Annotated in this window: 11 protein-coding genes and 2 tRNA genes; 3 read left to right on the top strand and 10 right to left on the bottom strand. The window is 70.9% G+C overall.

Translation table 11 applies throughout. The features are described 5' to 3' along the window. Positions 1-93: 93 nt before the first annotated feature. The 5 genes from clpX to ABD335_RS12340 form a co-directional block, all read right to left on the bottom strand. Positions 94-1,383, bottom strand: a complete 1,290-nt coding sequence (clpX, locus tag ABD335_RS12360) for an ATP-dependent Clp protease ATP-binding subunit ClpX (protein ID WP_344322322.1) — start codon at positions 1,381-1,383, stop codon at positions 94-96. 190 nt (positions 1,384-1,573) lie between these two features. Then, positions 1,574-2,260, bottom strand: coding sequence for an ATP-dependent Clp protease proteolytic subunit (locus ABD335_RS12355; protein WP_344322320.1), 687 nt, complete (start codon positions 2,258-2,260; stop codon positions 1,574-1,576). 64 nt (positions 2,261-2,324) lie between these two features. Further along, entirely contained in the window at positions 2,325-2,927 is a 603-nt protein-coding gene (locus tag ABD335_RS12350) for an ATP-dependent Clp protease proteolytic subunit (RefSeq protein ID WP_324921986.1), read from the bottom strand. Positions 2,928-3,185: 258 nt separating this feature from the next. Next, positions 3,186-4,595: a trigger factor gene (gene tig, locus ABD335_RS12345; protein WP_344322319.1), complete on the bottom strand. Its 1,410-nt coding sequence runs from the start codon at positions 4,593-4,595 to the stop codon at positions 3,186-3,188. Positions 4,596-4,691: 96 nt separating this feature from the next. After that, positions 4,692-4,768 (bottom strand) — tRNA-Pro (locus ABD335_RS12340). Positions 4,769-4,871: 103 nt separating this feature from the next. Between ABD335_RS12340 and ABD335_RS12335 the strand changes: the two genes are divergently transcribed. Beyond that, a tRNA-Gly gene (locus ABD335_RS12335) sits at positions 4,872-4,945 on the top strand. 55 nt (positions 4,946-5,000) lie between these two features. Here the strand turns inward: ABD335_RS12335 and ABD335_RS12330 are convergent. Beyond that, positions 5,001-5,195: a hypothetical protein gene (locus tag ABD335_RS12330; RefSeq protein ID WP_344322318.1), complete on the bottom strand. Its 195-nt coding sequence runs from the start codon at positions 5,193-5,195 to the stop codon at positions 5,001-5,003. Positions 5,196-5,760: 565 nt separating this feature from the next. On the opposite strand from ABD335_RS12330, the gene ABD335_RS12325 reads away from it, so the two are divergent. Next, positions 5,761-6,987: an acyltransferase family protein gene (locus tag ABD335_RS12325; protein ID WP_344322317.1), complete on the top strand. Its 1,227-nt coding sequence runs from the start codon at positions 5,761-5,763 to the stop codon at positions 6,985-6,987. 53 nt (positions 6,988-7,040) lie between these two features. On the opposite strand, the gene ABD335_RS12320 is transcribed toward ABD335_RS12325, so the two are convergent. Both ABD335_RS12320 and ABD335_RS12315 read right to left on the bottom strand, forming a co-directional pair. After that, positions 7,041-7,796, bottom strand: coding sequence for an endonuclease V (locus tag ABD335_RS12320; RefSeq protein ID WP_344322316.1), 756 nt, complete (start codon positions 7,794-7,796; stop codon positions 7,041-7,043). Next, positions 7,789-8,943 carry a PP2C family protein-serine/threonine phosphatase gene (locus ABD335_RS12315; RefSeq protein WP_344322315.1) on the bottom strand — a complete coding sequence of 385 codons (1,155 nt, stop codon included), beginning with the start codon at positions 8,941-8,943 and terminating at the stop codon, positions 7,789-7,791. Before ABD335_RS12315 ends, ABD335_RS12320 begins: the two co-directional genes overlap by 8 nt. A 113-nt stretch (positions 8,944-9,056) precedes the next feature. On the opposite strand from ABD335_RS12315, the gene ABD335_RS12310 reads away from it, so the two are divergent. Beyond that, positions 9,057-10,289, top strand: coding sequence for a GNAT family N-acetyltransferase (locus tag ABD335_RS12310; protein ID WP_344322314.1), 1,233 nt, complete (start codon positions 9,057-9,059; stop codon positions 10,287-10,289). A 16-nt stretch (positions 10,290-10,305) separates the two neighbouring features. Here the strand turns inward: ABD335_RS12310 and ABD335_RS12305 are convergent, their stop codons facing one another. Then, positions 10,306-11,133 (bottom strand): Fpg/Nei family DNA glycosylase, encoded by an 828-nt coding sequence (locus ABD335_RS12305; protein WP_344322313.1) that lies wholly within the window; start codon positions 11,131-11,133, stop codon positions 10,306-10,308. Between the two features lie 7 nt (positions 11,134-11,140). Next, positions 11,141-11,629 (bottom strand): ribose-5-phosphate isomerase, encoded by a 489-nt coding sequence (locus ABD335_RS12300; protein WP_344322312.1) that lies wholly within the window; start codon positions 11,627-11,629, stop codon positions 11,141-11,143. Positions 11,630-11,642 lie beyond the last annotated feature (13 nt).

Below are 11,642 nucleotides of genomic sequence, written 5' to 3'. Positions count from 1 at the left end.
CTTCCGTGTGCCCGGCGTTCGGGCCCGGGCACACGAAGGCGCCCGGCGGGGGTTCCCGCCGGGCGCCTTCCGTGTCACGACCGTCGCGCGGCCCTACGCGCTCTTCTCGCGCGGGCCCTGGCCCTGGTCGCCGCGGGAGCGGGGCACCAGGGTGGGGTTGACGTTGGAGTGGACGACGTCGGCGGTGATCACCACGCGCGCCACGTCCTTGCGGGAGGGCACCTCGTACATCACCGACATCAGCACCTCCTCCATGATCGCGCGCAGGCCGCGCGCGCCCGTGCCGCGCAGGATCGCCTGGTCGGCGATGGCCTCCAGCGCCGGGCGGTCGAAGTCCAGCTCCACCCCGTCGAGCTCGAAGAGCCGCTGGTACTGCTTGACCAGCGCGTTGCGCGGCTCGACCAGGATCTTCAGCAGGGCCTCGCGGTCGAGGTTGTGGACGGAGGTGATCACCGGGAGACGGCCGATGAACTCCGGGATCATGCCGAACTTCACCAGGTCCTCGGGCATGACGTCCTCGAACTGGTTGCTCGCCTCGATCTCGCGCTTGGAGCGGATCGTGGCGCCGAAGCCGATGCCCTTCGCGCCCGCCCTGGCCTCGATGATCTTCTCCAGACCGGCGAAGGCGCCGCCCACGATGAACAGCACGTTCGTGGTGTCGATCTGGATGAACTCCTGGTGCGGGTGTTTGCGGCCGCCCTGCGGCGGCACGGAGGCCGTGGTGCCCTCCAGGATCTTCAGCAGCGCCTGCTGCACGCCCTCCCCGGAGACGTCCCGGGTGATGGAGGGGTTCTCGCTCTTGCGGGCGACCTTGTCGATCTCGTCGATGTAGATGATCCCGGTCTCCGCCTTCTTCACGTCGTAGTCGGCGGCCTGGATCAGCTTCAGGAGGATGTTCTCGACGTCCTCGCCCACGTACCCGGCCTCGGTCAGGGCGGTGGCGTCGGCGATGGCGAAGGGGACGTTCAGCATCCGGGCGAGGGTCTGCGCCAGCAGCGTCTTGCCGGAGCCCGTGGGGCCGAGGAGGAGGATGTTGGACTTGGCCAGCTCGATGCCGTCGTCCCGGCCCTGCGGGCCGCCGTTCTCGCCCGCCTGCACCCGCTTGTAGTGGTTGTAGACGGCGACGGAGAGGGCCTTCTTCGCGGCCTCCTGGCCGACGACGTAGCCCTCCAGGAACTCGTAGATCTCACGCGGCTTGGGCAGCTCGTCCCAGCGCATCTCGGAGGTGTCGGCGAGCTCCTCCTCGATGATCTCGTTGCAGAGGTCGATGCACTCGTCGCAGATGTAGACGCCCGGCCCCGCGATGAGCTTCTTCACCTGCTTCTGGCTCTTGCCGCAGAACGAGCACTTGAGCAGATCGCCGCCGTCACCGATGCGTGCCACGAGGTGCTTCTCCTTCGCCTGGGATCCGTCGAGTTCCACGAACCCGGGTGCTTGCTCTGGGCCTTGGCGGGGGCGGCCCCCGGACCCCCTATGACGGTACCTTGCCCGACCCCCTGAATGGGCCCCCCTCGGACCGACTCGACCCGAGGGGGGCGTGGATGCTCCAGGGAATCGGGCGGATTCGGCGGGATTATCCGAGCCCGACCGAGGTCTTGCGGGTGGAGATGATCTGGTCGATCAGTCCGTACTCCAGCGACTCCTCGGCGGTGAGGATCTTGTCCCGCTCGATGTCCTGGCTGATCTGCTCGATCGGCTTGTTGGAGTGCTTGGCGAGCATCTCCTCCAGCTGCGACCGCATCCGCTGCACCTCGTTGGCCGCGATCTCCAGGTCGGAGACCTGACCGCGACCGGTCTCGGTGTAGGGCTGGTGGATCAGCACCCGGGCGTTGGGCAGCGCCATCCGCTTGCCGGGCGTGCCGGCGGCGAGCAGCACGGCCGCGGCGGAGGCGGCCTGCCCCATGCAGACCGTCTGGATGTCCGGCTTGACGAACTGCATCGTGTCGTAGATCGCCGTCAGCGCCGTGAAGGAACCACCAGGCGAGTTGATGTAGACCGAGATGTCCCGGTCGGGGTCCATCGACTCCAGGCACAGCAGCTGCGCCATGACGTCGTTGGCCGAGGCGTCGTCGATCTGCACGCCGAGGAAGATCACGCGCTCCTCGAAGAGCTTCGCGTACGGGTCGTACTCGCGCACGCCCTGCGAGGTGCGCTCCACGAAGCGCGGAACGACGTACCGGGCCTCGGGCGCCGGCCCGTCGTAACGGGCCTGGAGCCGCTCGTAGAGGCCGGCGCCGGGGAAGGTGTGCTGACTGTTCATGGGGCTGTGCACCGTCCTGGTGAGGTGAGCTGGCTGCGGTCGTGGGGCTGCGGAACGTCCGGGCTCACGCGCCCGTGCCGCCACCGCCCGGAAGCTGCGAGGCAGAGCCGTAGACCTCGTCGATCAGTCCGTACTCCTTGGCCTCCTGGGCGGTGAACCAGCGGTCGCGGTCGGCGTCGCGGTTCCACTGCTCCTCGGTCTGGCCGGTGTGCAGCGCGGACAGGCGCGCCATCTTCTTCTTGGTGCGCAGCAGCTGCTCGGCGTGGATCTTGATGTCGGAGGCCGATCCCGCCAGGCCCGCGGAGGGCTGGTGGATGAGGATCTCGGCGTTCGGCAGCGCGAAGCGCTTGCCGGGGGTGCCGGCGCTGAGCAGGAACTGGCCCATGGAGGCGGCCAGGCCCATCGCGATGGTCACCACGTCGTTCTTGATGTACTGCATGGTGTCGTAGATCGCCATGCCGGCCGTGATCGAACCACCCGGACTGTTGATGTAGAGGTAGATGTCCTTGTCCGGGTCAGCGGCGAGGAGGAGCAGCTGAGCGGTGATCCGGTTGGCGATCTCGTCGTCGACCGGCTGGCCGAGGAAGATGATCCGCTCGTTGAGCAGTCGGTTGTAGACCTGGTCGCCGAGGCCACCGATGGTCGGCTCGGTGGCGGCGTAGGGCATCGGAAGCTTCACGTGTCCACCTGCTCGTGTAACGGACGGCTCGTCTCTCACTGGGCCGTCTCTGAGTCTTCGTGTACTTGGACCCTAACGCGCGGGTCCGACTGCGCCATCCCGGTCCGAGAACTGTTCGCTGTGAGCGCAGGGAGCGTTCCCGCAGGTGAGGTCGGCGTGTTCCGCCGTACGCGAACGGGCCCGCACGCGGTGTCGCGCACGGGCCCGTCCCGGGGAACCGTTCGGGCAGGCGGGTCGTCGCCCGGGTCAGCCCTCGGACTTCTCCTCGCCCCGCTCCTCGGACGTCTCGGCGGCCTCGGCGGCGGTCTCGGAGCCGGCCTCGACGGTCTCGCCGGTCTCGTCCTCCTCGTCGTCCAGGTCGACGGTCTCGCCGTTGGTGTCGACGACCTTGGCGGCGTCGACGACCAGCGCGAGGGCCTTGCCGCGGGCGACCTCGCCGACGAGCATCGGCACCTGGCCGCTCTCGACGATGGCCTGGGCGAACTGGTCGGGGCTCATGCCGGAGGACTGGGCACGGCGGACGAGGTGCTCGGTGAGCTCCTCCTGGCTGACGTTCAGCTTCTCCTTGCCGACCAGCTCGTCCAGGACGAACTGGGTCCGGATGCCCTTCTCCGCCTGCTCCTTGAGCTCGGCGTCGAACTCCTCCTCGGACTTCTCCTGCATCCGCAGGTAGGCCGCGAGGTCCATGCCCAGCTGCGGGAGCTGGTGGTTGACCAGGTTGTGCTTGCGGGTGTTGATCTCGTCCTGGAGGAGCTTCTCCGGGATCGGGACCTCGACCAGGGAGATCAGCTCGTCGAGCACCTTCTCCTGGGCCTGGGTGGCCTGGTCGTACTTCTTCATCCGCTCCAGGCGCTTGCGGGTGTCGGCCCGCAGCTCCTCGAGGGTGTCGAACTCGCTGGCCATCTGCGCGAAGTCGTCGTCCAGCTCGGGGAGTTCCCGGGCGGAGACGGAGGTGACGTCCACCTTCACCTCGGCCTCGCGGCCCGCGGCGGAGCCGCCCTTGAGCTCGGAGGTGAAGGTCGCGGAGCCGCCGGCCTCCAGACCGGTGACGGCCTCGTCGATGCCGTCCAGGAGCTCGCCGGAGCCGATGACGTAGTCGATGCCCTTGGCGACGCCGTCCTCCAGGACCTCGCCGTCGACCTTGGCTTCCAGGTCGACCTTGACGACGTCGCCCTCGGCGGCGGGACGCTCGACGACGGTGGTGGAGGCGAAGCGCTCCCGCAGCTGCTGGACCGACTTCTCCACCTCCTCGTCGGTGACCTCGACGGCGTCGACGGTGACCTCGATGCCCGAGTAGTCCGGGATCTCGATCGAGGGACGGACGTCCACCTCGGCGGTGAAGGTGAGGAGCTCGTTGTCCTTGAGCTCGGTGATGTCGACCTCGGGCTGGCCCAGCGGGCTCAGCTCGCCCTCGTCGACGGCCTCCTGGTAGAGCTTCGGAAGCGCGTCGTTGACCGCCTCCTCCAGGACCGCACCGCGACCGAAGCGCTGGTCGATCACCCGTGCGGGGACCTTGCCCTTGCGGAAGCCGGGCACCGTGACCTGCTGGTTGATCTTCTTGTACGCCGCGTCGAGGCTGGGCTTCAGCTCCTCGAAGGGCACCTCGACAGTGAGCCGAACCCGGGTGGGGTTCAGGGTCTCCACGGCGCTCTTCACGGTCGGTCTCCTTGGGGCTGACTGCTGGGAACTTCTTACTTCTCGAGGCGCCCCGTACGCAGACACGACGCAGGCAGGCGCGTCTTTCATAGTACGTGGTCGGGGTGGCCGGATTCGAACCGACGACCTTCCGCTCCCAAAGCGGACGCGCTACCAAGCTGCGCCACACCCCGTCCGTGCGACACGTAGCGTACATGCCGTACGATGCAGAGCGTGCCGCACGCGGTACGTGATCGGGCGGCTATGATCTGCCTGTCCGTGATCCGCGGTGGCGCTGCGGGCGTAGCTCAATGGTAGAGCCCCAGTCTTCCAAACTGGCTACGCGGGTTCGATTCCCGTCGCCCGCTCCACGGACGAACGGCCCGGCTCCTTCGGGAGTCGGGCCGTTCGTCGTCCCGCGGCCTTTCAGAAGCTGATCTGGTTGATCGACTCGGCGAGCGAGTTGAGGAAGCGGTTTATCGCCGGGGCCATGCCCGTGGAGGCGAGGAAGAAGCCGAAGAGGACCGCGACGAGCGCGGGCCCGGCCTTCAGGGAACCGCCGCGGATGAGCACGACCATGATGACCGCCAAGAGCAGCACCACTGACAGTGAAATGGCCACAACTGATCACACCCTCGGTCGCAACGCCTCTGCGCCGGCCGCGCCGGCCCGGGAACCCTCCGCCGCGTCCCCGCCGAGCACCATCGTGCCACCAACTGCCGCGTATATGCAGGCTGTCGGAGGATCGGCGGGGGTCGGGCGTGTCACCTCGGCCGGGCCCGCGGGACGCCGGCGGAACGGACCCCGGGGGGCGGCCGACCGGCGGGGCGGGCCCGGGACCGCGGAGACCCGCGGCGGGAATTGGCCCTGGTCCGTGTGGCGTGCAACGGCCTTCTCCACACGATCCGACCACGGATGTCACCGATAACTCACCGGGAGCGAATTCGACGGCATTGCGGCACGAACCACCCGGGAAACAAAGTGATCGAAAGACAACGGCCCGTTGGCTGCCATCCCGGACATAAGAGACATTCCCCCGAAGACAAACAACTCTTCAATGGACAATTCCCTGTCCATGCGTTCCCCGGACAGGCGGTCCGACGCGCACCTGGAATAATTCATCCGCCGGGGGTACTCGGATCATCGCGAATTTACCCTCGGACGGCTTTCCACTAAGGTGCGGCAGATGTTCCACGCTGGCTACGAGCGCTCCCCGCTTCCCCCGGTCCGGCCCCACACGGACGAGCGGCAGGCTCCGCCCGTTCCGGAGCCCCCCTCGGCCGGTCCGGGAGACAGACCCGGAAGAGCGAAGACGCCCGGCGGGGCGAAGCGGCGGGACGCGTTCTTCGACAACGCCAAGTACCTGGCGATCGTCCTGGTCGTCATGGGCCACGCCTGGGGTCTGATGCTCTCCGACTCGCGGGCCGTGAACGCGGCGTACAACTTCGTGTACACCTTCCACATGCCGGCGTTCATCGTCATCTCCGGCTACTTCTCCCGCAGCTTCGACATGCGCCCGGACCGGCTGCGACGGCTGGTGACCGGCGTGCTCGTGCCGTACGTGGTCTTCGAGACCGCGTACACCCTGCTCGTCAAGCAGCGCGTGGAGGGCGAGCCCGACTACCCCATCAGCCTGCTCGACCCCTGGTACCTGACCTGGTTCCTGGTGGCGCTGTTCGTGTGGCGGCTGACGACCCCGCTGTGGAAGGTCGTGCGCCGGCCCGTGCCGCTGGCCCTGGGGATCGCGCTCCTGGCCTCCGCCTCCCCCGACATCGGCGACGACCTGGACTTCCAGCGGGTGCTGCAGTTCCTGCCCTTCTTCGTCATCGGGCTGTGCCTGCGGCCCGAGCACTTCGAGCTGGTGCGGCGGCGCGAGGCGCGGCTGCTGGCCGTGCCGATCATGGCGGTGGCCCTGGCGTTCGCCTACTGGGCGGCACCGCGGATGAACTTCGAGTGGTTCTACCACCGCGACAGCGGCCAGGAGCTGGGGGTGCCCTGGTGGGTCGGCATCCTGATGAACCTGGCGCTGTTCGGCTGCTCGCTCGTGCTGACCGCCTGCTTCCTCGCCCTGGTCCCCCGGCGCCACATGTGGTTCACCGCGCTGGGCGCCGGGACGCTGTACGGCTACCTGCTGCACGGGTTCCTCATCCGGTGGGCCCGGGCCGAGGAAGTGATGGACACCCACGCCTGGCTCACCGAGCCGCTGGGCATCGTCGCGGTGACGGTCGTCGCCGCGGTCGTCGGCACGGTGCTGTGCACCACGCCGGTGCAGCGGACGTTCCGGTTCGTGATGGAGCCCAAGATGGCGTGGTTCTTCAAGAAGGACGCCGCCGAGGCCGCCCGCGAGCGGACGGCCGGGCAGGGCGGCACGGGCACGGGCGCGCCGGAGAGCAAGGTGCCCGCCTCCCGCTGACCGCCGCACCGGCCGGCCGTGTCGATCCGTCCGTGCCGATCCGTCCGTCGGGGCTAGCGTTCCGCGGCGCCGTACGGCTCCCGCCGCCCGGCCTTGAGCTCCCTCAGGGCCCTGCGGCCGAGGCCGTCGGCGACGCGCGTCGTCTCCGGGAGGCGGTAGCGCGGCGCGAGGCGCAGTGTGTGGGCGCAGGCGTGGTCCAGGCCGATCCCGTGGCCGGCCGAGACGAACACCGGCTTGACCCCGGCCTGGGTGCGCAGCGCCCGGCCCACCACCTCCGGCGGGGTCCGCCCCCGGTCCAGCAGGGGCGAGGAGTCGCCGCGCGACGGCCCCGGCTCGGTGTGGTCGAAGACGAAGGGCGACTTGGCCACCCCGAAGCACGGCAGCCCGGTGAGCACCCCCAGGTGCACCGCCAGCCCCGCCCGCCGGGGGTGGGCGTAGCCGTAGCCGTCGCAGACCACGGCCTCGGGCGGGGTGCGCAGCCTCTCCAGCGCCGCCAGCACCCCGGGCAGCTCGCGGAAGGCGAGCAGTCCGGGGACGTACGGGAAGCCGCTGCGGCCGGTGTGGACGACCTCCTCCAGGACCTCCAGGGTGTCGGCGTCCAGCACCACGGCCGCCGCGACCAGCAGGTCGCTCTCCTCGTCGTAGGCCACGTCGACCCCGGCGATCCGGCGCACCTCTCCCGGCGCGGGCCCCGGGCTCGTCAGGTCCGCCGCCGCGCGGATCCGCTCCTGCGCGGCCACCGCCTCCGCCTCCGTGGCGGGCCACCGTCCGGCCGTCTCCGCTCCCACCGCGCCCTCCCGGTCAGTCACGGCGTATCAGCAGCAGGGCCCGGTCGTCGTTGACGTCGCGGGCGACGGCCTCGATCAGGTGCCACGCGGCCCCCTCGAACCCGGTGACGACATAGCGGTCGGCCTCGCCCGTCAGCCGGTCGATGCCCTCGGTCAGCTCGCGTTCGGCGGTCTCCACCAGACCGTCCGTGAAGAGCATCAGGACGTCGCCGGAGCGCAGACTGCCCTTGACCGCGTCGAACTGGGCGCCGTCGTAGACGCCCAGGAGCGGCCCGTCCCCGGCCTTCTCCTCCCAGCGTCCGCTGCCCGCGTGGAGCTGGAGGGCGGGGACGTGGCCGGCGGAGAACAGCTCGTAGTCGCCGCTGTCGAGGTCCAGGACGAGGTGGACGGAGGTGGCGAAGCCCTCCTGCCAGTCCTGGCGGAGCAGATAGGCGTTGGCGGCGGGGAGGAAGGCGTGCGGGGGCAGGGAGCCCAGCAGTCCGCCGAACGCCCCGGAGAGCAGCAGCGCGCGGGAGCCGGCGTCCATGCCCTTGCCGGAGACGTCGGTGAGGACGACCTCCAGGGTGCGGCGGTCGGGCCCGGTGCGGGCCGCGACGACGAAGTCGCCGGAGAAGTACTGGCCGCCCGCCGGGCGCAGGGCCATCTCGCGGTGCCAGCCCTTGGGCAGCTTCGGCAGCTTGCTCTGGACGCGGATGCGTTCGCGCAGGTCGAAGAGCATGGTGCCGCCGCGCCGCCAGGGCACGCCGACCCGGCTGCGGAACTGGGCGACCAGCAGCCCGGAGAGTCCGACCGCGCCGACCACCAGGATGGTGCCGGGCGTGACCCGGCCCGGGCCGGCCGTGTAGGGGCCGAGCACCGTGGCCTCGACGACGAGCGCGCCGGCCGCGGTGGCGTAGAGGATCAGCAGGTTGGCGGGGCGCAGCAGCAGTCCGCCCGCGACGATCGGCAGGACCAGGCTCTCGGGCGCGAACCACAGGGGCTCGGCGATCGTGGCGCCGGCGAGGGCGGGGACGGCCGCCATCAGAGCGGCGAAGGCGATCCAGTCGGAACCGTCGCCGCGGAAGTAGTCGACGGCGGACCGGCGCAGGGCGGTGCGGACCCGGTGCAGGGCCTTGCGCGCCTGGGACCACCGGGTCGTGGGAAGGGTCTTGCCCGTACGACCTGCCATATCCCGGACCTTATCCACCCGTTCGGGGGCGCGTCGATTCCCGATTCGGGGTGACGGAAACCCTGTTCGATATCCAGTCGCCCCCGCTCCGTCCGATTGATAGGGATGACCTCATGACGACCACGGATCTACGGGTACTGCGGCGCGACGAGTGGGACGCCTGGTACGCCAACCTCGAACTGGCCTTCGGCGGGGTGGCCGACTCCCCCGAGGAGCGGGCGCTCTGGCGCGATCTGACCGAATTCGACCGGATGATCGCCGCCTGGGAGGACGGGGGGATCGTCGGCACGGCCGGCTCGTTCCCCTTCGGCCTGTCGGTGCCGGGCGGCGCGATCGTGCCCGCGGCCGGGGTGACGGCGGTGAGCGTGGCCGCGACGCACCGGCGGCGCGGCATCCTCCGCGCCATGATGCGGCGTCAACTCGACGACGTGCGGGCCGCCGGGGAGCCGCTGGCGGTGCTGGTCGCCTCCGAGCCCGCCATCTACGGGCGCTTCGGGTACGGCATCGCCAGCCGGCAGCTGTACGCGGAGATCGACACGGCCCGGGTGGGCCTCCGGGTGCCGCCGGGCACGGACGGGGTGCGGCTGCGGCGCGCCGATCCGGTGGCGGCGCTCGAGGAGTGCGAGGCGCTGTACGCCCACCGGGTGACGTCCCGACCGGGCATGCTCCGGCGGCTCCCGGGGTGGGAGCGGCTGGGCGTGCTGGACCCGGCGGGCGAGCGCGACGGCGCGTCGCCGCTGCAGTGCGTGCTGGCCGAGTCCGGCGGCGAGCTGCTGGGGTACGCGCGCTACTCCGTCAAGCCGGAGTGGGACCTGTCCGGTCCCCGCGGCACGGTGGTGCTGCGCGATCTGGAGGCGCTGAGCCCGGCGGCGTACGCGGCGCTGTGGCGCTTCCTGTTCGAGATCGACCTGACCTCGACGGTGCGGGCCAAGACGCGCCCGGTGGACGATCCGCTGCTCCACATGGTCACCGATCCCCGGCGCTGCGGCCTCCGCATCCGCGACTCGCTGCACCTGCGCCCGGTCGAGGTGGGCGCGGCGCTCGCGGCACGGACGTACACGGCCCCGGTCGACGTGGTGCTGGAGGTCGAGGACGCCTTCTGCCCCTGGAACACGGGGCGCTGGCGGCTGACCGGCGACGCCTCGGGCGCCTCCTGCGTCCGCACCGACGACGAGGCCGATCTGGCGCTGACCGTGCGGGAGTTGGGCGCGGCGTACCTGGGCGGGGAGTCCCTGGCGGCGCTGGCGGGCGCCGGGCGGGTGCGGGAGTTGCGGCCGGGCGCGCTGGCCGAGGCCGCGTCGGCGTTCTCCTCCCCCGTGGCCCCGTGGCTGCCGCACGGGTTCTGACGGGCCGCCGGGCCGGTCATCCCTTCTGGCAGGTGGGGCACCAGAACAGGTTGCGGCCGACGAGCGGGGCGGTGCGGACCTCGTCGCCGCACAGGTGACAGGGCATTCCGGCGCGGCGGTAGACGTAGACCTCGCCGCCGTGGTCGTCCACGCGCGGCGGTCGGCCCATGGCCTCGGGGGTGTGCTCGGGGCGCACGGTGTCGATGCGGTTGTTGCGCACGCCCTCGCGCATCAGCTCGACCAGATCCGTCCAGATCGCGTCCCACTCGGCGCGGGTGAGGTCCCTGCCCGCCCGGTGGGGGTCGATGCCGTGCCGGAAGAGGACCTCGGCGCGGTAGACGTTGCCGACGCCCGCGACGACCTTCTGGTCCATCAGCAGCGCGGCGATCGTGGTGCGGCTGCGGGACACGCGCGCCCAGGCCCGTTCGGGATCGGCGTCGGCCCGCAGCGGGTCGGGGCCCAGGCGGTCGGCGACGGCGCGCTTGCCCTCCTCGGTGAGCAGTTCGCAGGTGTTGGGGCCGCGCAGGTCGGCGTGGGCGTGGGGGGCGTCGGCGGTGGCCAGCCGCAGTCGTATCTGCCCGACGGGGGCGGGGGGCGGCCCGTCGCCGTGGGCGAAGGTGCCGTACAGGCCGAGGTGGACGTGGATCCAGTCGCCTCCGGCGACCCCCTCGAAGCCGAGGAAGAGGTGCTTGCCGTGGGCGTCGGCACCGGTGAACGTCCGGCCGTCGACGAGGGCGGCCCCGCCCGCGAACCTGCCCTGCGGGCTGGACGCCCGCACGGACCGGCCGCCGAACCTCTCGTCGAGGTCGGCGGCCAGCCGGTGGATGGTGTGGCCTTCGGGCACGTGCGGGTCAGTCCTGCTTCGGGTGGTGGGCGGGGATGGGCGGGAGCTCGCCGCTGCGCTCGTACTCCGTGAGCATGCCGATGCGGCGGACGTGCCGCTCGTCGCCGGTGAACGGCGTGGCGAGGAAGGCCTCCACGAACGAGACGGCCTCCTCGGTGGTGTGCATCCGGGCGCCGATGCCGATCACGTTGGCGTTGTTGTGCTCCCGGCCGAGCCGCGCCGTCTCCAGGCTCCAGGCGAGGGCGGCCCGGACGCCCTTCACCTTGTTGGCCGCGATGGCCTCGCCGTTGCCCGAGCCGCCGATCACGATGCCCAGGGAACCCTCGTCGGCGGCCGTGCGCTCCGCGGCGCGCAGGCAGAAGGGCGGGTAGTCGTCCGCGGCGTCGTAGATGTGCGGGCCGCAGTCGACGGGTTCGTGCCCGGCCTCCTTCAGCCACTGGACGAGGTGGTTCTTCAGTTCGTAGCCGGCATGGTCGGAGCCGAGGTACACGCGCATGGGGCCGAGTCTA

This window comes from Streptomyces macrosporus, assembly GCF_039533145.1.
Taxonomy (GTDB): domain Bacteria; phylum Actinomycetota; class Actinomycetes; order Streptomycetales; family Streptomycetaceae; genus Streptomyces; species Streptomyces macrosporus.
This window is presented reverse-complemented; position numbering and strand designations above follow the sequence as displayed.